Below are 21221 nucleotides of genomic sequence, written 5' to 3'. Positions count from 1 at the left end.
ACGGCGTAATGCATGTTATGGAACATAAATAATATTTTATTACAATGAGATAGGCTGTTGTGTTTTGCGGCCGCACGTTTGCAGGCGAAAAGTCGAAGTGTCGTGTTTCTGCCAGTTGGATGCCACACCCCCTGCGTTGGATTCCGCGGCCGGCGATCGAGCAGTAAGATCGGGCGGCAGACTGAACATGCGCTGGCGCCCGTTTGTTATCGATTCTTCTGGAGACGTCTTTGACGCGCGACTTTGGCGCCTGCGCCGTGTCCGAGTTCACAACATTTCTCAACAATAAAGTGCAAACCGCAACTCCGAACCGCACCATAATGCATCGGCCCCAGCCGACTTGCCGGTTTGCTGAGCTTCCTCCAATAATCGAATGACGAGGCACTTTAATGTATAAAAAGATAATCGCGTTTGCCGCCATGGCTTTATCGGCAGTGCCGGCTTTTGCCGCCGATCTCGTGGTTCAAGATCCCGCGTATGTTCACCAGGAACAGACTCAGTCGGCCTTCGACTGGTCTGGATTCTATCTTGGACTTCAAGGCGGATATACCGCGACACATGCAAGCTACCTCAGCGGTTCCGAGCAGGATCTCGATGGCGGGTCCACGGGTATCTATGGCGGATATAATTTCCAGCATGGTCCTTTCATCTTCGGTATCGAGAATGACTTCAACTACAACTGGAAGGATGGGAGTGACGTTTCCCTTAAATGGGACGGCTCGGCGCGCGGCCGCTTGGGATATGCCTTGGACCGTACGCTGATCTACGGAACCGGGGGTGTAGCCGCAGCCGGTGGAGAAGTCGACGTGCCGGGCGTTGGCAAGAAGGACGACATTCTGATTGGCTGGACCGCCGGCGCAGGTGTAGAGCGCGCCTTAACAGACAATATAGTGATGCGCGCTGAATATCGCTATGACGACTTCGGAGGCAAGGATTTAGGTTCGGCGCTCGGCGATTTCGAGGTCAATCAGCAAAAAGTAACGCTCGGCACCAGCGTCAAATTCTGAACGTAAAGTGATCGCGCTTCGACGTCGGTCGAGGCGCGATCACCTGCTTTCAGGATTCCAGTGAGTCCTCCCGACGGCGGCCAGCCACCTGCTCGGCCGCGCCCTGTTGCATCTCACCGAGATCGGCATGCACGGTCCCGAACTCGGTGATATCGCGCACGATCTTGCACTGATCGTGGTCCCGGCGCTGCTGCCGCTTGCGATTTTCGCGTGGAGGCCAAGCCATGTTTAGACGGCTGCTTGTCAAGGCGGCCCGTAATTTCGGCGCACGCTGTGATTACAATGCCGGCTATCAATAGCCGACCTGTCCGGCGAAATGGGGGCAATCCATATTGACAGAATCAGAGCAATAACACATCGAAGGAATGGTGGGTTGGGTCCCTCGGTTGATAGGGAAAGACAACAAAATCTGGCAGGCCAATCATGGACGGGGCAATGGATAGTCTAAAAACGCTGATGACGGATCCTGCAATACGGGCACGTATCGACAATGAATGGGATCAGCTGGGGACAGATTTTGCCGCAGCCTATGCCGCGATGCCAGTCAAGTACATGTCGCGCACAGAATTGTCCTTTCATTCTTACGTCAAGCTTTTGGGATTTCTCAGTATCGACGTGGCCTCAATCGAGGGAGATATCGTCGAGATCGGCGTCTGGAAAGGCAAGTCTCTCGCCTTTATGCAAAGGCTTTCGTCACCGTCAACAAAACTCGTTGGAATCGATCCATTCGAATTGCCAGGGCAGCTTCAAGAAGTCGATTATTTTCGCAACGCTCTCTATAGAACCTGCATTTTGGTAAGAGGTTACTCGCAGAATGCCATCGAGCGCACGCTTCAGGCTTCCAAACGGTTCAAGATTTTGCATATCGATGGCGGTCATGCGAGCGAGAACGTATGGGCAGATTTCTTTCTTTATGAGCGATTTGTTGTACCTGGTGGGTATGTCGTCTTCGACGACTACGGCGATTTTGCCCATTCACCGGAAGTAGGACCCGCCGTAGATAGGATAAATGCAGCGGGCTTGTTCGAAGGTTATGATGTTTTGGGTCAATTGCCGGAGTACGAGAGCAGCTATGTCCTGCGGAAGCGAAAGGGCGGGTGAAATTCCCCGCTTCTCGAACGCTGGCAAGCACTCTGTCTTTACCCTCAGCCAGCTTTCGTGAGTTGCCCTAGCAAGGACGCTTAGCCTTTCGGACGCACGAAGGATGCTCCTAACACTTTGAATCTACACATCCGCCCGAAAATCGATTCCGATTTTCGGGCGGATCTGTTAGTAGGTGCGGCCATTCCACAGTGATCATTTGCCGGCTGCCGTCCGGTCATGAAAGCTATCGAGCTGATAGCGGCGGAGGTCCAATGTGGGTCGCTCGCGAGGCGCTTTTGCCGCGCAAGTTGGGCGGGGTTCTGCGTAAGCCTGCGGCAGGGTTGGCTTGTTAAGCCGCAGTACGCCTTAATTTCGCGAGTCAGATCCATGGACATTGTGTTTCCAGGATCGTGCCGCCGAATATGCTTTAGCTGTCCGACAAAGAGCAGGAGTAAGAACATTGGGATTCATGTTGAACGGGGAGGCGCTGAAGGATTATCAGCCAAATCGATATCCTTTCCTGATGATCGACTGCGTCACCGACGTCGAGCCAGGTAAACATGCAAAGGGCTACAAGAACCTCTCCAACAACGAGTGGTATTTTCCCATTCACTTTCCCGGTCGTCCGAACATGCCCGGCGCGCTGCAGCTCGAGGCGATGGCGCAGATGCTCACGGTCGCGATCACCACGCAGGAAGGGTTGAAGGGAATGATCACGCATGCGCTTCAGCATACGGTGAGGTTTCGCAAGGAAGTTCTGCCGGGAGAGTGCCTGCAGATCGAGGCTTATGTGGACAGCTGGCGACGCGGCATATGTAAGGGTCACGCGACGGGTTATACCAACGGCACCATCGCTTGCGAGGCCGATATGTTGATTACGATACCGGAAATCCTAGAACAGTTTCTTCCGAAGTAATGGACCGTTTCCACTTCATCATTGTCGGAGCCGGGGCAGCGGGAGCGGCAGCGGCCTGGCGGCTGACGTCGAAGGGATATCGGGTGTTGTGCCTTGATCGCGGCCCGCGAATGGAGCCTTCCAGTTACCCGTCCACGGGTCCGGACTGGGAGGTCCGAAAGAAGACCGAGTTTAATCCAGCAATTGCAGAGCGGCAAAACCGTTTCGATTACCCGGTCGATGATGGGGATTCCCCGATTGCGGTATGCAACTTCAACGCCGTTGGTGGTTCAACGGTGTTGTATTCCGGTCATTTTCCACGGTTTCTTGAGCCCGATTTCGCATTGAAGACCAATGAAGGCCTCGGGGAGGACTGGCCCCTGAGCTATACCGAACTGATGCCCTATTTCGCATTGAACGAACGGCAGATGGGCATGTCCGGTCTCGTCGGCGATCCCTATTATCCGCACATCGAGGAGGCGCTTCCTCCTGTGCCGCTTGGCGTGGCGGGTGCCCGGCTCGGTCGGGCGTTCAATGAAAAAGGCTGGCACTGGTGGCCAAGCTTCGCCGCAATCGCCACGCGGGACAAAGGCGGGCGCAGTGCCTGTCTCAATCTTGGCCCTTGCAACACGGGCTGCCCGCAAGGGGCCAAGGCGAGTGCCGACAATACCTATCTGACGGATGCCTTGAGGCAAGGACTAACGGTTGTTCCCGAATTCGCTGTGTCGCGGGTCCTGGTCAAGGACGGTATGGCTTACGGCGTCGAGGGTTTTGATGCGAGCGGCGAGCGTCATGCGTTTTACGCTGAGAACGTCATCCTTGCTTCGAGTGCTGTCGGTACGCCGCGCATTCTCCTCAATTCGAGGAGTGCCGAGCGCCCGACAGGGATCGGCAATATGATGGGTCTCGTTGGCCGCAATCTGATGATCCATCCGCTTGGTTACGTCGAAGGCATCTTTGCCGAGCGGATGGACACGGACGCCGGCCCGCAGGGGTGCATGCTTTACAGCCTGCAGTTTTACCGTTCGCAGGAAGGGGGATACAAGCTTGGATATATGATGCACGCATTGCGGGGCACCGGGCCTGTCGAGACGGCGATGTCTGCGCTCGGCAAACGCAAGCTGCGTTTCGGGAGCGATATCTATGGCGATTTCGATGCGCTCTATGGCAAGCAGCTCGTTGTGGCGATCATCTGCGAAGATCTGCCGGAGGTAGAGAACAGGATCGAGCTGGACGAAACACGACAGGATCGTTTCGGAGATCCGGGCATCAAGGTTCACTACAAGCTGCACGAAAATACGAAAAAGATGATGGTGCGCGGCATGACCCGCGGGCGCGAACTGATGGCGGCGGCGGGAGCCGTGAGAAGCTCGGCCTATGGCCCGGTCCGCAACACCGGCTGGCATTTGCTCGGAACTGCGCGGATGGGCGACGACCCGCGGCACTCCGTCGTCGATCCATCGGGAAAAGTTCACGATACCGACAATCTCTACGTCATCGACTCCAGCGTCTTCGTTACCGGTTCCTGCGTTAATCCTGCCAATACCATTCAGGCAGTTGCCCTTCTCCTTTCGGATCGCATCGATGAACGTGTCAGACAGACCATCCTATAAACTGCTGGCAAGGATGTTTCCCGGTGAGCCCGAAAGATCGGTCCCGGCATTCGATGCAATTGCGGCCGCGCGTCTGGGAGAGCGGTTTGCCGGTCTGGACGAGATTGATGCCCTAATTCTGAAGGAGACGGAGGCCGCATGGCCTGAGGACGTCAATGTCTTGCTCAAGGCGCTGCGAAGTGGCGCACCGGACCTGGTCGACCATTTCACAGAGCAAGCGGTGGCCCTCTATTTTTCGACGCCGGCCGTTGCGAGGGCACTTACCGGCAAACCGGTTCCGCTTTTCCCGCACCGGACCGTAATGGACGATATCGACTATGATCTCCTGGAACCGGTGATCGCCAATTGTGGAGGGCTTGCAGATGCCGAACGATCCTGAACGCGTTGCGGTCGTGACAGGCGGCAGCAGAGGTATAGGTCTCGCCATTGTTCGGAAGCTGGTCGGGGACGGGTTTTCAGTCGCCGCCTGCAGTCGCCATCCGCCTCCCGCACTTCCAACCGGGGATGAAGGCGATGTCCGCTTCTTCCAGCTCGATCTTGCCGACCCGGATTCGGTGAAGGAATGTGCACAGGCACTTCACCGGCAATACCAGCGCATCGATGCGCTGGTGAATTGCGCCGGTGTCGCTGCCGGCGGACTTTTTTCGATGGCTCGCATCCCGGATTTGAAACGGGTATTCGACGTCAATTACTTCAACCAGATTTTGTTTTCTCAATATGTGGCGAAGAAAATGGTGCGGGCGAAGGCGGGCTCCATCGTCAATATCGCATCGACTGCCGGACTGCTCTCAGACGCGGGAACGCTCGCTTATGGTGGCAGCAAAGCTGCGCTGATCCACGCCACCAAGGTGATGGCGACCGAGCTGGGGCCATTCGGAATTCGCGTCAATGCCATTGCGCCCGCGGTGGTCGAGACCGATATGGCTGCCCAGATGGACGAAAAGGCAAGAACAGCGTTGGATGAGCGTTCGCCATTGCAGGGAGTGGTCGAAGCGGCCGACGTGGCCGAACTTGTCGCCTATCTGGTGGCCGACGCATCATCGAAGATGACCGGACAGATCCTGCGGCTGGACAGAGGGCTGCATTGATCTACACCGATGGGCAGGAGAGTTGCGAACTGAACCGCTCAGTTCTCGGGCTAGGCTGTTGCGGATATTGCTGCGTTCTCGCGCCCTTCAACTATTTCGATACGCCGGGATAGAAGCGACAGAACGTCCTTGCCATCCCAGAAGGGGTTGATATCGAGCGCCTTGCCGATCGGGACGATGCGGTCGATTGCATGATTGGAAGAACCCGACCGGAGAGCGAGGAAGAGCGCCTGCGGTTGCAGCCCGAAATAGGTCAGGGTCTGTTCCTGCGGGCGAAGAAACGCTGCGATATCGGAAGGCGCCCGTACCTCAATTTCTGCAAACTGGCCGAAACGCAGCCGTGTCTCCTTCGGCAGGGGTTGGCCGATACACCAGATATCGGGCGAATAGCGGTTGAGAGCCAGGCTTGCCCCGGTCGTGCGTATTGCATCCATCAGGTCGAGAAACTTGTCCAGTCGTGCGACGGTATCCAGGCGGAAGTCCTGGCGATGGAGCTCTTCGTCGAGATGATGCCAGAAATCGACCTTGGCTTTCGCGATCGCGGCCGGCTCGCCGAGCCAGAAGACCAGACTTGGCGAGGAGCAGGCATTCTGGTCGACCAGATAGGTGTCGTTGAAGAAATCTCGCGCCAGTTTTGTCTTCTGTTCTGCCTCAAGCGCTGAATAGGCGCCGACGTCGATCGCGGCCGATGATGTTCGGTCCGGAAAATAAAGCTCGACGGATCTAGGCTTCTTCGGCAGCGCGCGGAATTCGGCGACGGTCGCGTCGCCTCCCCAAACTGCCAGGCCATCAACCGCGGCAACGATCTCCTTGAGCTTGGCACTTCCGCGCACCGTCTGGATAAATACATTGCCAACCGCGATCGATCGGAATGTTTCCGATGCTGCAGTGCCGTCGAATGCCCGCAAGAAGATATCGTTCTGTGGAAATGCTTTGCTCGGCATGCGCACGATGTTCGAATTGCCGGACAGCATGCCGAAGACCCACGAGAAAGCGAAATTGACGGGAATATTGGATGGCGCGATATGGGCCAGAGTACCCCATCCACTTCGATATTCTGCATCTCGATATCGCTGCGAGAGTGTCCGCAGATTCGCCTTGCGGCAGAAATAGGCGAAGGTAACGAGGTCCGGATAATGTCGGGCATCGTTGTCCGTCATCAGACGGCGGGAAAGCTCATGCAAAAAATCGACAACCAACTCATCGAAGAAAGCGTGGCGTGACGAAAGATCGAATTGCTTCAGCCAGTCGCCGGCTTCGAACCTGTCGTCACGAATTATAGGCATCGCTGCATCCTCGAATTTCCGCCTTCTGCAGCCGGCCGTTGATTTTTACAATCGTGTTTCGATTGCCACAGGAACAGGATGCGCCGTCGAGCGTGAAGCCGACATCCTCGGTCAGCAACGAGTGACCCGGATAGCTTTTCTGGATGGAGGAGAAGACCTGGATCAGGCCTTCCCGGCCGTGCGGGAGCGCATCGAGCGACGAAGTATCGCGAATGAGAGCGTCCGAGCCGGGTGCGGCATGCATATTGCCGTGTTCGCACTCCATGAAGATCGTACCCGTTTGCTCGACCATGCCGTAATAATTCCGTATGTCGGTACAGCCGGTCCATTCGCGGAGCTCGTCCTTGAACATCGCATCCGAGATCTTCTGGTCGGCGAGTTTCTTCCATCCGCCGCCATGCAGCAGGAAACTGTTTGACAGATCGAGCCGCACATTCTGGCGGCGCAGCATCTGAACAAAGTTGAGCCAGACGATAGAGGTGAAACCGAAGATGAAGATGCGGTTGTCGCGATTGCTTTCGACGAAGGCCTGCACGCGATCGATGTCGACGGAAAGTTCGTCGTCGAGCGCGAAATCGCGTCCTCTTGAGAACATGCTGAAACCGTTGATCGCTGCCGTGCGCGCGGAAAACTTCCGACGATCGGCAACAGTGTTCTCCGCATCGATGACAAGCATCGGGAAGCGGCTTTTCGAGAAGGCGATCGAGAAAACCTCGACGAGCTTGCGCGATTGCGCGTGTGACGTTTCCTTGTCGAGATAGATCCTGGAAACCTGTCCGGTCGTGCCGGAGGAGGTCATGATTTTGACGACCTCACTATCGGGGACGCTTTTCAGGATGAAATTCTTGAAGGCACGGACTGGCAGATAGGGCGTTTCGGCGAGCGAAGTCGCCGTGCGGTCGCCGAACATTGTTCGCACATAATGGCTGTAAAGATCGCAATACGCCTTGTGATGCTCGGTCAACGAATTGATTTCGTTCAGGAACACAACAGGATTATTGGCGCGTTGGTCGTCCATGGTCATCGCGTTTCAGCCTCTTCGTCCCATGCTGCCGTGGCCATGCCACAAGGTGGAAACCGGGCCTTGATTGTCTCCGCAAACTAGATGGTTTAGCTTTCTCGTGGCTTGCGCGCGGGTGCGCGACGGCGAGGAAGAGGGCAAAAGACTCGCACAAGGTTGAATTGAAAAAATCGGCGGCGAGATGGTTTGAGATGGGCCGTTTCCGCACAGAAACCGCTTCTGAAAGATGCAGTCCGCCAGATGATCTCACAGGCTTCGAGTGATTGCCGTATCGTCGTGAATGAGGCGCCTGTGGAAAATGCCGCAGCTGGCTGCTCTTCGACCACAAGCGCGTTGAACGGACAACGACTGCAGGAGATCAGGGCATTTGAACGTGCTGGCCCTACCGCCCCATCGACAGTCGCGAAGCACCGATTTCATTCGACATTGAATCTCTTGCTGTGGAACTGCGAACGCCGAAACCTGCAGCTGCGCCGGCATCATGCCACTTCCACGTTCACGGGCGAGACAACCGCAAAAAGGACGTAGCAATGCCCCGGGTATCAATCTGCATCCCCGCCTACAAGCCGGACTTCTTTGAGCAAGCCTTAAAGAGTGCCATCGGGCAAAGCTATGGCGATACGGAGATTATCGTTTCAGACGATTGTCCAACGGATGCAATCGCAAATATCTGCGAGCGATATCAGCAACATCTCTCCTATAGTCGTAATCCCAAGCCGAGCGAGTTTTCCAATGTCATCCGGCTGGCCAATCTTGCGAACGGCGAATACATCAAGTTTCTGTTCGATGATGACATTCTCAACCCATTCTGCGTTCAGTTCCTGTTAGAGACACTGGAGGGGAGCCGTCATCTCGGCACGAGGCTCGCGTTCTCGCCGCGTTATCTGATCAATGAGACAAACCGAATCACCTCGCTGGTCAATCACTTCGGCATTGCGGACGAAACAAAGGTCATCGACGGCGGCGCCTTCATCCGTGTGACGGCTGTCAACCATATGAACCTGATCGGCGAGTTCTCAAGCGTGATGTTCCGAAAGGCAGATTGCTTCGACGAGAACGGCGCATTCCGCTTGTTTCGGGTCGATGAGGACGGGATCTTCCGCGGCATCCTTGATCTATCGGCATGGATCGATCTCGCCAAACGTGGCCCGATCATCGGACATCCGCATCCGCTTTCCTATTTCCGGCAGCATGCCAATTCGACCTCAAATCACGAGATCAATCCGCTCTTCATCAACGGCATTCTTTACTATGAGGAAGTGATGAAGATGGCCTTCGAAAAGGGCTATATGTCAAGAGAGGACCTGCCGGTCTCGATGCGCCGTCTGCTCGACCATTACGGCTACTGGCAGAACGCTTATCCGCAGTTGAGGGCTCGGATCATCGAATTGCAGGCCATGCTGGCGAAGCTCTGATCATTGCCGATAGGCTGATGCATGTCGCCTGGAAGTGTGCAGCGGTTCCGGGATAACAGCAGGATTCTACAGGAAACGCTCGGACAGCGTAACATAGTCCGGCTTTCCGGCGGAGGTGAGCGGCAGGGTTTCGGAGACTACAACCCTTGCAACAGACGGGTGGAAATTGAAGTTATCCTTCAACGCCGTCTGCGCTCGCTCCGCGTCCGGCTCCCTGATACAGACAATCAGGCGGTTTTCGGCACCGATGACGATGCAATCAAGCCCGCCGGACTTCAGCACTGACTCAGCATGATCGAGATTGACTGAAATCCCGTGCAGTTTGATAAAGCGTTTCTTACGGCCCACGATTGTGATGAACCCGTCCTTATCGATTTTAGCATAGTCGCCAGTATAAAGTTTCCCCTTGAATTCGTCTCCCTTTTCAAGGTCTTGAGCGGAGCTCGCATATCCCATCGACACGTTCGGGCCGACATACAACAGCTCACCTTCGCCGATCGGCTCGCCCGTTTCCGCAATCAAAGCCCGACCGGCAGGCAGCGGAATGCCGACGCTCCCAAGCTTCTCTATCGCCTGGGCGGGGGGAACGTAGGAAATACGCGGGGCCGCCTCGGTCTGGCCATACATGGTGAAATAGCGCACGCCATGATCGGCAAAATACTGCCAGAAATGGCGAGTCAGCTCCGGCGCCAGGCGCCCGCCGGCCTGCGTCACGCAGACGAGATTGCCAAGGCAGACCTCGCTCAGGCGAATGCGCCGCAATGTTTCGAACGTAAAGGGCACTCCGGCAAGGTCGGTAACCCTCTCCTCTTCGATCATTTGCCAAATGCTCCTGTCGAGGATGGACTTATTGGTCAACACCATGCAGGCGCGCGCGAATATCGTATTGTGGAGAACGGAAAGCCCGTAGGAGTAGTGAAATGGCAGGAGGCTGACCGTAATGCGTTCTCCGGTCATGCCGAGATATTCGACGATCGAACGCGTGCAGGCATCGATATTGTTGGCAGTTAGTCGCACGCATTTGGGGTCGCCCGTCGAACCCGAGGTGGGAATGAGCAAGGCAAGATCTTGATGCAGCGATGTGTTTACGACCGACGATCGCTCGAACAGAGCCTTTGTGCCCAATCGCCCGCTTGGCGCGTAGTCTTCCAGCGTCATCTCTGCGGGGGCGACGATGTAACGGGGGGTATAGGCTCCAATGGTGCGTTCCAGCGAGTGACGGGTCAATTCACCGTCGACCAACATGGGCACGAGGCCTTTCCGCAAGGCTCCCAGATAGGCCGCAACGGTTTCGGGCGACCGATCGCACAGAATCAGTGCGATCGCCCTGTCGGCCTTGGAGAATAGCGCATCTCCAAGTCCGAAAACGTCGTTGTAGCTATAGCGGCGTCCATCGGCGATCAGGAACGTCCTGTCATCGGCGCCATCCGAGAGACTTTGCCAGAACATTCAGAACGACACGCCGTATTTCTCGAGCGTCTTCAGGCCGGTCTTGTAGGAGCCGAAATCGACCACATCGTCCATGTCCAGCATGATGTCGAACGTATCCTCAAGAGATGCGATAAGCGCCATGTGACCGACCGAGTCCCAAGCGCGGATGCTCTGATACTGGAGGCCGTCGCTCAAATCCTCGGCGCCAATGCCAAAAGTTTCGATGAAAGCGGCATCGTATTTTTCTTTGTTGCTCATCTCTTGCTCCTACTTGAACACTTTTTTGTCTTCGTTCCTGCGAACGACGCGCGCGGGATTGCCCAGCGCAATGACTTCATCCGGAATGTCGATATGCACAACCGAGCCCATGCCGACAATCGAAGAGTGCCCGATTTGCACGCGTTCCTTGACGAGTGCGCCCATGCCCAGATAGCTCAGCATCCCGACTTGCGCGCCACCGCCCAGATTGACCATGGATGAGACGACGCAGTTTTCTTCTACCACAATGTCGTGGCCAAGGATCGAAGCTGTATTGACGGCAACGTTTCGACCGATCTTTGCCGTCGCCTGAATGGAGACATGCGGCGCAACGATCACGCCATCGGCAATCTCCGCATACTCAGAAATGAAGGCATCGGGGGAGAAGATCGATTGAAGCACGAGGCCCAACCCTTCCACCTTCTCGAGAAGAGCTTTCCGGGAAAAAGGTTCACCGACTGCGATCGTTACTTTGGCGCCGGAAACGTGATCCCCCACGGCGAAGACCGGAAGCCCAAGCACTTCAGTCGCCGTCGGATGGTCGACGATGAATGCACAATGGTGAGGTTTCTGCTGGCCTCGGCGGATTGCCGATTGCAGTATATCCATGGTTTCAATACCGAGGCCTCCTGCCCCGTAAATGTACCAATGATCCAGACTCATGCTTCGATTTCCTGCTGCAATAACTTTTCCCGCAGGAAATCGGCGATACCCTCGCCATCCAAGCGCGCAGCCTTCAGCATGAAGGCATAGTCACCAGCCTCGACGAAGCGATCCGGAATGCCGTGCGTAACGATGCGCGGAAACGGCATTCCTAAAGCATTGTAGTGATCAAGGATTGCGCTGCCGAGACCGCCGACCGTCGTGTGCTCCTCGATGACGAAAACCGTGCTGGCATGGCGGGCCACATCAGCCAGTGCGACCGCATCCAGCGGCTTGATCGTATGCATGTTAAGAACGCCGACATCCAGATTGGCCTCCTTCAGCTTTTCAGCGGCCAGAAGGCAATGCCCGACCGTCGTGCCGCTTGAGATCAGCATCACTTCGCGTGGCGGCGTCAGCCAAACGGCCTTGCCGATTTCGAACGTGTAGTCTTCCGTATAGACGACCGGTGCATTGGGCGTGCCGGTCAGGCGGATATAGACCGGTTGGTCGAACCCGACACAGGCCTCCAACGTCTTGTAAATTTCCGAGCAGTCGGCTGGCGATATGATCGTCAGGCCCGGCACGGTGCGCATGACCGCGACATCCTCCAGGCCGAAATGGGAGTTGCCGAGATAAGCCATCGCCAGACCGCTGCCAAGTGCAACGAGCTTCACCGGTTCGCCCATATAACCCATGTTCATGCGGACCTGTTCGCTTGCCCGCATTGAAGCAAAGGGCGCAAAAGTCGACGCGAACACGTCGAACCCCATGCGAGCGAGACCGGCAGCACAACCCACCATGTTCTGCTCGGCAATACCGGTATTAAGGAATTGGTCCGGATATTCCTTGGAGAAGCGGTCAAGACCGGAAGATCGGCCGAGATCGGCGCTCATAGCGATAATGTTCTCGTTTTCGGTTGCAAGCGCTGTCAGCGCTTGGCCATAAACAGCCCGCGGCCCGATGCGCGACCATGTGCGTGCATTGCGGCTCGACAACTCAACCACGGAATTCTCCTTCCGTTTCCAGCTTCGACCCAGTGCTCTCGCCGAGCGCCTTCAGGCACTCTTCATAGATAGTTCCCGTGATGCGATTGTGATGCCAATCGTTGTTATTCTCCATGAACGGCAATCCTCTGCCCTTCACGGTGCGGGCGACGATGGCGGTCGGCATATCCGCGACCTGCTTTGCCTGCTGGAGAGCCGACAGGATCTGATGGTGATCGTGGCCATCGACATTGATGACGTTCCAGCCGAAAGCTGTCCAGATGTTCGTCAATGCAATTCTATTGGTGTAGGTGGCATTCGGCCCGTCGTTGCGGAACCCATTCTCGTCAATGATCGCGGTAAGGTTGCCGACACCCATTTCCGAAGCGGAAGCGGCGCTCTCCCAAACGGATCCTTCATTGCACTCGCCGTCGCCGAGAAGCACATAAACACGACGGTCTTGTTTGCGCTTGCGCATACCAAGTGCGATACCCATGCCATAGGCAAGGCCCTGGCCTAAGCTGCCGTTGGAACTTTCGATGCCGAGCGCGACCTTCTTTACCGGGTGAGCGATCAGATCGCTGCCGTTCGTCTGAAAGGTCGCAAGCTTTTCGGCGTCGAAATAGCCGAAGTGATGCAGCACCGCTAGATAGCCAAGCACTGCGTGGCCCTTGCTAAGAATGAAGATGTCGCGACCGTCCCAATGAGGTTCATGAGGACGATGCGAAAGCACGTCGCTGAAGAGCGTATTCAGCAGTTCCACCATGCTCAGGCTACCGCCGATGTGCGCCGACTGTCCGCACCGAAACGCGGTGTCGACGATTATACGACGAATCCGCGCGCAGGACTCCTCGAAGCTTGTATTGATCATCGGGCTAGCTTGCATCTTTCGGAAGCGGTTTTAGATCGGAATGGTCCATCTCAAACCATCCCGTTGCCGATCCTTCCAATTGAAGCTTGTGCGGGTCTGTTGCCGCTTGATTGCGAGCAGCGCTTTGATGACGGTGTCATTCGGATCGGTAGGCATCGGCTGGGCAGAAGACAATTCGACCGAAGAGGCGACGCAGGGCCGACCGTCTTCCTCCGTCAGAACGTCGCGGTGGATATTGGCATCGCTGGCGATCTCTGATCTAGTCCGCAACTCTCTACGCCCGGCAGTTCAGCTGCAGGCCTCATGACATTCCAAACGAGCGAGAGCTGTATTGTGATGACCACTCACCGCTTCATTCCGACGATCTTCCATAATGTCATCGGCTCATTTCCGCCGGCGCTTCATGTCGCCAGTGGCGACACAGTGATCACTGAGACGCTTGATGCGGCCGGACATGACAGGGATGGTGTCAGGCAGGCGCCCGGCGGCAATCCGATGAACGGACCGATCTTCGTGGAAGGTGCCGAGCCCGGAGATGCGCTGAAGGTCGAGATCATCAACATGATCCCGACTAGAGACACCGGGTTTACCCGCAGCATCGTCGCCGCCAATGTGGTCGATCCCGAGACGGTTCGTGACTTGCCGCCGCGCAATATCGCCATCTGGGCCATCGACCGTGAGGCCTTGACCGTCCGGCTGTCCGAGCCGGTCGCCGGCCTTGAGAATTTCGTCCTGCCGCTCGCGCCGATGATCGGCTGTTTCGGTGTGGCGCCCAGCCTTGGCCAGGCGATATCGACGGCGACCAGCGGCGAATATGGCGGCAATATGGACTATCGGCTGTTCGGTCCCGGCACTACTGTGCGTTTGCCGGTGTCGGCTCCCGGCGCGCTGTTCTTTCTCGGCGACTGCCATGCCGTGCAGGGGGACGGCGAGATCGTCGGAACCGGCATCGAGACGACGTTCGACGTCACGGTGCGGCTGACGGTGGAGAAGAAGGCCGGACTGGTCTGGCCGCGCGGCGAAACCGCCGAGGACATCTTCACCATCGGCAATGCCCGGCCCCTCGATCAGGCGCTCCAGCATGCAACCAGCGAAATGTTGACCTGGCTGGCGTTGGATTATGGCCTGGACAGGACGGCGGCCAGCCATCTGCTCGGCCAGGTGGTGCGTTACGACGTCGGCAACGTCTTCGATCCGGCCTATACGATGGCTTGCCGCGTCGCCAAGAAATGGCTGGTGCGTCGGTAGACGATCCGTTGATCGTCATGGGCCGGCAGCGTGTGTCTCAATCGTGCCGCGACAGGAAACTGGAAACGGTCGCCAGGCAAAGCTGCTTTTCCTCGACATGCGGCATATGGCTGGAATTTTCGAAGAGCACCCATTCGCAGCCCGGGACACGTTCGAGATAGGGCCTGACCACCATGGGTGTCGCCTCGTCGTATTTTCCCGAGATCAGCAGCGTCGGGGCTTCGATGCGGTCGAGCCTGTTCTCGATCGTCCAATCCTTCATCGTGCCGATGACGTGAAATTCGGTCGGACCATTCATGTTGCGGTAAACGGTGTTGTCCTCGTCCATGATCGCGAAGGTCCGGGCGACTTCAGGCGGCCACGGTGCCACGCGGCAGACATGGCGGTCATAAAAGACGCGCGAGGCGGCAATATAGTCCGGATCGGTGAGGCTTCCCGCCAGCTCATGCTTCAGCAGCGTGTCCTGCACCTCTCTCGGCAGTTCCTGCCGCAGCCGGTTCGCTTCCGAAACCCAGGTGTGCATGTTGGCGGGCGAGTTGGCGATGACAAGTGCTTTCAGGCCTTGCGGCCGGCGCACCGCATGTTCGGCGCCGAGCATGCCGCCCCAGGACTGGCCGAGGAAGGCATAACGATGTTGGATGCCGAGATGGGACAGCAGCGCGTCCAGCTCTTCGAGAAACAGGCCGACCGTCCAGAAATCCGGGCCGTTGTCCGGAAGCCGGGTGGAATTGCCGTTGCCGAGCTGATCGTAATGGATGACCGGGCGGCCGTCGAGGGCGGCAATATCCTTGAACGAATCGACATAATCATGTGTGCAGCCGGGTCCGCCATGGGCGACGACGAGGGGCAGCTTGCCGCTCTCTAGCGAGCCGGTTATGCGATACCAGGTGCGATAATCGCGAAAAGGCAGATAGGCTTCGGTCGTCGCGACTTCGGTCACTGGTGTCTCCATCTTTCGTCTGTTGAAGACCATAACGCGGCGGTAGCGGTGACGGCAGCTATCACAAGTTATAGGGTGGCCAAGTCTGGGTCGGCCGGTCTTCGAGCAGACGGTAATGGGTGGCGCGCACCACGGCCTGGGTGCGGTTGCGGGCGCCGAGTTTCTTTGTTGCGGCGTTCAGATGCATGACGACGGTCGGCACCGAACGGTCGATGATGCGGGAAATTTCCTTGGCTGAATAACCTTCCGCCGAATGGCGCAGGCATTCACGTTCCCGTTCGGTCAGGCGGATCGTGCCGACGCTTTTCGCCCGCGTGTCGAATAGCGAATAGGCGGTCTCATGGAAGACATGGGCCAGCAGGTTGAAGTCGGCGATATAGCGCAGCGCGTGCCGTTCGAAATCGCTATTGCGGCCGAAGCGGATACCGGTGACCGTCGCATAGTCGCCGCGTGGCATATGGACGGGCACGGTGACGCCGGTCGACATGTCGCGTTCACTCAGATAGCGCATCACCGGCGCCGTGGCTTCACTCATGAAGCGCCTGATCAACGTATCGGCGTCCGGGTCGTAGTTCCAGAAGAAGGGTGCGGAGGTGCGCAGCGCCACCTGCTGCACCGGATCGATACGGAAATAGCCGCGATCGAACCAGTAATCGTGCATGTCGTCCGAGATGTTCCTGAGCTTCAGCAGCGATGGTATCATGATTGCGCCGTCGAGATCGTAGGGCACCGGCGTGTAATCGTAGATCAGCGCCTCGAAGCCGATCTGCTGCATCGCCTCGAAGGCCTGGTCGATCCGGCCGTCCAGCGTTTCGTGCGCTGTAAACTGCCGTCTGATCGTTCCGATATCGTCAAGCATGATTTGCTCCCGGGTTCGGCGTGCTGCCCACCCTATCACTTCTTATAGCTGGCACAGAATGCGGTTTAAGGTAAAAATTTAGCCGTGCCCAATTATTGAGCAAGCGAAATCTTCTGCCGGAGCGATCAATGTGGCGTGAAATACGGCCGGACGCGCGATTCGAGATCGATGTCGATGGCTATCGCGTCGTTGCTTATAGTTTCGGGATGGGCAGCGAGACGGTTTTCTGCCTGAACGGCGGGCCGGGCCTGCCGTGCGACTACCTGCGCGAGGCGCATTCCTCTCTCGTCGACAAGGGCTATCGCATCGTCGCCTTCGACCAGCTCGGCACCGGCGCCTCCGACCGGCCAGACGATCTCTCGCTCTGGACGATCGGCCGCTATGTCGAGGAGACGGAGACGGTGCGCAAGGCGCTGGGGCTCGGCAAGGTCCACATGCTCGGCCATTCCTGGGGCGGGTGGCTGGCGATCGAATATGCGCTGACCTATCCCGAAAACCTCAAGACGCTGATCCTCGAAGATACCGTCGCCGACATGCCGCATCTGATCTCGGAACTGGAACGGCTACGCGCTGCGCTCGGTCCCGAAACCGTGTCGATGATGCAGAAGCACGAGGCGCAAGGCACTTACAATCATCCGGAATATCTCGCTGCCGTCACCATTCTCAACTACCGGCATGTCTGCCGTCTACCGGAATGGCCGGCGCCGGTGCGCCGCTCGCTCGACGATTGGAACATGGCGCCCTACGAGACGATGCAGGGACCGAACGAGTTTCTCTATATCGGCAACCTCAAGGACTGGAACCGCATCCCCGATCTGCCGCGGCTGACGCTGCCGGTGCTGATCACGACGGGAGAACATGACGAGCTGACACCGGCCTGTGCGCTCAGGATGAAGCTTGCGCTGCCGAATGCCGAACTCAAGGTATTTGCCAATGCCAGCCATATGCCGTTCTATGAAAACCCGCAGGATTATTATCCGGCGCTTCTCGATTTTCTCGCCCGGCACAAGGCAGTCTGATGCAAATGAAAGCGGCTCAAACCCGACGAAGAAAGAGGGGCGATCGCCGTCATGCATCGCTATAAATTCGTTCTGACCCGGCCGCTGCAGTTCCTGCCGGTCATCTTCGGCATCAGCGTCATCACTTTCATTCTGGTCCGGCTGATCCCCGGCGATCCGGCACGCAACATCCTCGGCACGCGCGCCACGCCGGCAGCGCTTGCCAGCATCCGTGCACAATACGGCCTCGATCAGCCAATGTGGCTGCAATATGTCTATTTCCTCAAGAACCTCGCCAATGGCGAGATGGGCAAATCGATCCTTTACAAGATCGACGTGTTGAAGCTGATCGTCACCCGCATCGAACCGACACTCGCGCTCGTCGTCTCCAGCGTCGTGCTTTCGGTGCTGATTGCGGTGCCGATGTCGGCGATCGCCGCGCGCAATGCCGGCCGGGCGCCGGATCATGCGGTGCGCATCGTCTCGACCTTCGGCATCGGTTTTCCGCCCTTCTGGCTGGGACTGATGCTGATCATCCTCTTCAGCGTCGAACTCGGCGTGCTGCCGGTCTCGGGTTATGGTGCGACGATCGGCGAAAAGCTGTCGCATCTCGTACTGCCGAGCCTGACGGTCGCGCTGTCGCTCTCGACCGTGCTGACGCGCAGCCTGAGGGCGGCGATGATCGAGCAGTTGAAATCGGATGTCGCGACGGCGGCGCGCGCCCGCGGCATGCCGGAGGGGATCGTCTTCTGGCGGCATGTGCTGCCGAATTCGCTGGTGCCGACGATCAACCTGCTCGCCGTCAACATCGGCTGGCTGATCGGCGGCACGGTGGTGGTCGAGAGCGTCTTTGCGCTGCCCGGCATGGGCCAGCTGCTCGTCAGGGCGATCTTTTCGCGCGACTACATGGTGGTCCAGGGCGTTGCCATGGTCTTTGCCTGCGCCACCGTGCTCATAAACTTCATCGCCGACATCGTCACCGTCACCGTTGATCCGAGGGTGAGGCTATGAGCGTCGAGACGATCGCCCCCGCATCCCCCGGCTGGCGCCGGTTCTTCGGCCGGCGGCCGATGCTTGCCGTCGGTGCCGGCTTGCTGCTGTTTTTCGTGCTGCTGGCGATCGCCGCACCTATTGTCGCGCCCTACGACCCGATCCTGCAGAATGCCGAGGTGCGCTTGCAGGCACCTTCCTTGTTGCATCCGTTCGGCACCGACAATTTCGGCCGTGATATTCTCTCCCGCGTCATCTGGGGGGCGCGCCTCGACTTGCAGATGGCGCTGATCGGCGTCATCTTCCCCTTCCTGATCGGCACGACCGTTGGCACGATTGCCGGCTTCTTCGGCGGCATCGTCGATGCGCTGTTCATGCGCCTCGTCGATATCATTCTCGCCTTCCCCTTCCTCGTGCTGATGCTGTCGATCATCGCAATCCTCGGCCCGGGCCTCGGCAGTTTCTATATCGCCATGGCGCTGGTCGGCTGGGTTTCCTATGCGCGGCTGATCCGGGCGCAGATGCTGGTGCTGAAAGGCAGCGACTATGCCGTTGCCGCCGTCAGCCTCGGCTTTAGCCGCTCGCGCATCATGTTCCGCCACCTGCTGCCGAATGCGGTCGCCGGTTCGATCGTCTTTTCGATGTCCGATGCGACGCTGGTTCTGCTCAGCGGCGCCGCCGTCAGCTATCTCGGCCTCGGCGTTCAGCCGCCAGTGGCCGAATGGGGTGTCATGGTCGCGGAAGGACAGAGCTTCATCACCACTGCCTGGTGGATCACGCTGTTTCCCGGCCTCTCCATCGTCTGCCTCGCTTTCGGCTTCAGCATGCTGGGCGATGCGCTTGGCGAACTGCTGGGGGTGCATGAATGAGCGGCTCCGTGCTGTCCGTGCGTGATCTCACCGTCAGGGCGCTTCTCGATTCCGGCCCGCGCACGCTGCTCGATGCGGTCTCGCTCGATCTCGGCAAGGGCGAGATCCTCGGTCTTGTCGGCGAGAGCGGCTCGGGCAAGAGCCTGTTTTGCCGTTCGCTGGTGCGCTTGCTGCCCTCGTCGCTGCTGAAGATCGACAGCGGCTCTGTGCTGCTTGAAGGACGCGACCTCATGCGGGTCGACGATGGCGAGATGCTGAAGGTGCGCGGCGGCGAGATCGGCATGATCTTCCAGAACCCGACCAGCCATCTCGACCCGGTGATGCGGATCGGCGATCAGATCGCCGAGGGCATTCGCTACCATCAGGGCCTCGGCGCCCGCGAGGCACGCGCGGCAGCAACGGAAATCCTGGCGCAGGTCGGCTTCCCCGATCCGAGGCGCCAGTATGACAGCTATCCGCACGAGTTTTCCGGCGGTATGCGGCAGCGGGCGATGATCGGCGTGGCGCTGTCCTGCAACCCGAAGATCCTGATCGCCGACGAGCCAACGACGGCGCTCGACGTGACCATCCAGGCGCAGATCCTGCGGCTGTTGATGGAGATTCGCGACCGGCGCGGGCTGTCAATCATTCTGATTACCCACGATCTCGGTATCGTCGCCCAGACTTGCGACCGCATCGCCGTGCTGCGCGGCGGCAAGCTGATCGAAGAGGGGCCGAAGCGGACGATCTTGGTGCGGCCGCAGCATCCCTATACAATCAACCTGATCAGCAGCCACCCTTCCCTGCCCGGCGCGACGCCGCTGCCGCTGTTGGAAATTGCCGAGACCCGCCCGCCCGCGAGACCACTGCTCGAAATCGACGATCTGCACGTGCGTTTCAGAGCCGGCGGCAGCCTGTTCAAGGGCGGTGCCAAGACAGTCAGCGCCGTTGCCGGCGTCAGCCTGCAGATCATGCCGGGCGAGACGGTCGGCATCGTCGGCGAGTCCGGCAGCGGCAAGAGCACGCTGGCCCGCGCCGTGCTCGGTCTCACGCCGCTTTCCTCAGGGCATGTCACCTTCGACGGCGTCGATCTGGCGCTACAGAAGCGCGCCGGCCTGGCAAAACTCCGGCGTGAAACGGCGATGGTCTTCCAGGACCCCTACAATGCGCTCAATCCACGGCTGACGATCGGGCAGATGCTGGCCGAGGTGCTGAAGGTGCACGGAAAGGTCGCCAAGGCCGATATCCCGGCGCGGATCGACGCGCTGCTCGATCTCGTCGGCCTCGAACGTGAATTCGCTGGCCGCAAACCGCGCAGCATGAGCGGCGGTCAGTGCCAGCGTGCCGGTATCGCCCGCGCGCTCGCCGTCGATCCGAAGCTGATCATCGCCGACGAATGCGTCGCCGCCCTCGACGTCACCATCCAGGCGCAGATCATCGAACTCTTCCGCGAACTCACGGCGAAGATGAATCTCACACTGATCTTCATCGCCCATGATCTGGCGATCGTCCGCAATCTCTGCGAACGCGTCGTCGTGATGTATCGCGGCGAGATTGTCGAAGAAGGCCGCTCCGAAGAGGTCTTCGCGCGGCCGAGGCATGCTTATACGGCGGCGCTGATCGCCGCCATTCCCGACATCGATCCTGATAAGCCGCTGCTGCAAGGCACAGGCGGCCGGGACGATCGGCAATCGATACCGATCCAGCCCATCAAACGCATGCCATAACAACGAAGGGAACGA

The 21221-nt window shown here is 58.2% G+C and carries 23 protein-coding genes; 12 read left to right on the top strand and 11 right to left on the bottom strand.

The genetic code is table 11. The features are described from left to right. Window positions 1–389: 389 nt before the first annotated feature. Window positions 390–1007, top strand: a complete 618-nt coding sequence (locus RCCGE510_RS32155; protein ID WP_007637480.1) for an outer membrane protein — start codon at window positions 390–392, stop codon at window positions 1005–1007. Window positions 1008–1056: 49 nt separating this feature from the next. Here the strand turns inward: RCCGE510_RS32155 and RCCGE510_RS35020 are convergent, their stop codons facing one another. Continuing rightward, on the bottom strand, window positions 1057–1233 hold the full coding sequence (locus RCCGE510_RS35020; protein WP_157179977.1) for a hypothetical protein: 177 nt from the start codon (window positions 1231–1233) through the stop codon (window positions 1057–1059). Window positions 1234–1430: 197 nt separating this feature from the next. Between RCCGE510_RS35020 and RCCGE510_RS32150 the strand changes: the two genes are divergently transcribed. The 5 genes from RCCGE510_RS32150 to RCCGE510_RS32130 all read left to right on the top strand — a co-directional run bounded on the left by RCCGE510_RS32150 (window position 1431) and on the right by RCCGE510_RS32130 (window position 5686). Further along, window positions 1431–2108, top strand: coding sequence for a class I SAM-dependent methyltransferase (locus tag RCCGE510_RS32150; protein ID WP_007637479.1), 678 nt, complete (start codon window positions 1431–1433; stop codon window positions 2106–2108). A 451-nt stretch (window positions 2109–2559) separates the two neighbouring features. Further along, window positions 2560–3006, top strand: coding sequence for a 3-hydroxyacyl-ACP dehydratase FabZ (gene fabZ, locus RCCGE510_RS32145; protein ID WP_007637478.1), 447 nt, complete (start codon window positions 2560–2562; stop codon window positions 3004–3006). Then, window positions 3006–4598, top strand: a complete 1593-nt coding sequence (locus RCCGE510_RS32140) for a GMC family oxidoreductase (protein ID WP_037080632.1) — start codon at window positions 3006–3008, stop codon at window positions 4596–4598. The genes fabZ and RCCGE510_RS32140 overlap by 1 nt, the downstream gene beginning before the upstream one ends. Next, entirely contained in the window at window positions 4570–4977 is a 408-nt protein-coding gene (locus RCCGE510_RS32135; protein WP_240539731.1) for a hypothetical protein, read from the top strand. Before RCCGE510_RS32140 ends, RCCGE510_RS32135 begins: the two co-directional genes overlap by 29 nt. Further along, the gene (locus RCCGE510_RS32130) at window positions 4961–5686 is read left to right on the top strand and encodes an SDR family oxidoreductase (RefSeq protein ID WP_007637465.1); all 726 of its coding nucleotides are present in this window, start codon (window positions 4961–4963) and stop codon (window positions 5684–5686) included. Before RCCGE510_RS32135 ends, RCCGE510_RS32130 begins: the two co-directional genes overlap by 17 nt. 50 nt (window positions 5687–5736) lie before the next feature. Here the strand turns inward: RCCGE510_RS32130 and RCCGE510_RS32125 are convergent, their stop codons facing one another. Next, window positions 5737–6972, bottom strand: coding sequence for an acyl-CoA reductase (locus RCCGE510_RS32125; protein WP_037080651.1), 1236 nt, complete (start codon window positions 6970–6972; stop codon window positions 5737–5739). Continuing rightward, complete coding sequence (locus RCCGE510_RS32120) at window positions 6956–7996, bottom strand: long-chain-fatty-acid--CoA ligase (RefSeq protein WP_007637460.1); 1041 nt, start codon at window positions 7994–7996, stop codon at window positions 6956–6958. The genes RCCGE510_RS32125 and RCCGE510_RS32120 overlap by 17 nt, the downstream gene beginning before the upstream one ends. Window positions 7997–8523: 527 nt before the next feature. On the opposite strand from RCCGE510_RS32120, the gene RCCGE510_RS32115 reads away from it, so the two are divergent. Next, complete coding sequence (locus RCCGE510_RS32115; protein WP_007637458.1) at window positions 8524–9408, top strand: glycosyltransferase; 885 nt, start codon at window positions 8524–8526, stop codon at window positions 9406–9408. Window positions 9409–9474: 66 nt separating this feature from the next. On the opposite strand, the gene RCCGE510_RS32110 is transcribed toward RCCGE510_RS32115, so the two are convergent. From RCCGE510_RS32110 to RCCGE510_RS35015, 6 genes are read right to left on the bottom strand one after another with little or no spacing between them, the layout of a single operon-like run. Next, a complete protein-coding gene (locus RCCGE510_RS32110; protein WP_007637456.1) occupies window positions 9475–10857 on the bottom strand; it encodes an AMP-binding protein in 1383 nt (460 codons plus the stop codon). After that, entirely contained in the window at window positions 10858–11097 is a 240-nt protein-coding gene (locus RCCGE510_RS32105; RefSeq protein ID WP_007637453.1) for a hypothetical protein, read from the bottom strand. A 9-nt stretch (window positions 11098–11106) separates the two neighbouring features. After that, the gene (locus RCCGE510_RS32100) at window positions 11107–11760 is read right to left on the bottom strand and encodes a hypothetical protein (RefSeq protein WP_007637451.1); all 654 of its coding nucleotides are present in this window, start codon (window positions 11758–11760) and stop codon (window positions 11107–11109) included. Then, window positions 11757–12746 (bottom strand): transketolase C-terminal domain-containing protein, encoded by a 990-nt coding sequence (locus RCCGE510_RS32095; protein WP_007637448.1) that lies wholly within the window; start codon window positions 12744–12746, stop codon window positions 11757–11759. The genes RCCGE510_RS32100 and RCCGE510_RS32095 overlap by 4 nt, the downstream gene beginning before the upstream one ends. Next, a complete protein-coding gene (locus RCCGE510_RS32090; RefSeq protein ID WP_007637447.1) occupies window positions 12739–13596 on the bottom strand; it encodes a transketolase in 858 nt (285 codons plus the stop codon). The genes RCCGE510_RS32095 and RCCGE510_RS32090 overlap by 8 nt, the downstream gene beginning before the upstream one ends. Window positions 13597–13626: 30 nt before the next feature. After that, window positions 13627–13866 carry a hypothetical protein gene (locus RCCGE510_RS35015; RefSeq protein ID WP_007637446.1) on the bottom strand — a complete coding sequence of 80 codons (240 nt, stop codon included), beginning with the start codon at window positions 13864–13866 and terminating at the stop codon, window positions 13627–13629. 66 nt (window positions 13867–13932) lie between these two features. Between RCCGE510_RS35015 and RCCGE510_RS32080 the strand changes: the two genes are divergently transcribed. Further along, window positions 13933–14844 (top strand): acetamidase/formamidase family protein, encoded by a 912-nt coding sequence (locus tag RCCGE510_RS32080; protein WP_007637445.1) that lies wholly within the window; start codon window positions 13933–13935, stop codon window positions 14842–14844. Window positions 14845–14881: 37 nt separating this feature from the next. Here RCCGE510_RS32080 and RCCGE510_RS32075 read toward each other — a convergent pair whose 3' ends face one another. Then, window positions 14882–15784, bottom strand: a complete 903-nt coding sequence (locus RCCGE510_RS32075; RefSeq protein WP_037080629.1) for a proline iminopeptidase-family hydrolase — start codon at window positions 15782–15784, stop codon at window positions 14882–14884. Between the two features lie 61 nt (window positions 15785–15845). Further along, window positions 15846–16643: a LuxR family transcriptional regulator gene (locus RCCGE510_RS32070; RefSeq protein WP_007637443.1), complete on the bottom strand. Its 798-nt coding sequence runs from the start codon at window positions 16641–16643 to the stop codon at window positions 15846–15848. Window positions 16644–16771: 128 nt separating this feature from the next. Here RCCGE510_RS32070 and RCCGE510_RS32065 point away from each other — a divergent pair, with 128 nt between their 5' ends. The 4 genes from RCCGE510_RS32065 to RCCGE510_RS32050 are packed head-to-tail and all read left to right on the top strand — an operon-like array spanning window position 16772 to window position 21206. Continuing rightward, a complete protein-coding gene (locus RCCGE510_RS32065) occupies window positions 16772–17662 on the top strand; it encodes a proline iminopeptidase-family hydrolase (RefSeq protein WP_007637442.1) in 891 nt (296 codons plus the stop codon). Between the two features lie 51 nt (window positions 17663–17713). Continuing rightward, window positions 17714–18652, top strand: a complete 939-nt coding sequence (locus RCCGE510_RS32060) for an ABC transporter permease (RefSeq protein WP_007637441.1) — start codon at window positions 17714–17716, stop codon at window positions 18650–18652. Next, complete coding sequence (locus tag RCCGE510_RS32055) at window positions 18649–19500, top strand: ABC transporter permease (RefSeq protein WP_007637439.1); 852 nt, start codon at window positions 18649–18651, stop codon at window positions 19498–19500. Before RCCGE510_RS32060 ends, RCCGE510_RS32055 begins: the two co-directional genes overlap by 4 nt. After that, window positions 19497–21206: an ABC transporter ATP-binding protein gene (locus tag RCCGE510_RS32050; RefSeq protein WP_007637438.1), complete on the top strand. Its 1710-nt coding sequence runs from the start codon at window positions 19497–19499 to the stop codon at window positions 21204–21206. Before RCCGE510_RS32055 ends, RCCGE510_RS32050 begins: the two co-directional genes overlap by 4 nt. Window positions 21207–21221: the final 15 nt, after the last annotated feature.

Origin of the sequence: Rhizobium sp. CCGE 510, from assembly GCF_000292525.1 — a bacterium.
GTDB lineage: Bacteria > Pseudomonadota > Alphaproteobacteria > Rhizobiales > Rhizobiaceae > Rhizobium.
The sequence above is the reverse complement of the archived record's forward strand: the minus strand, read 5'-3'. Positions and strand labels throughout refer to the sequence as shown.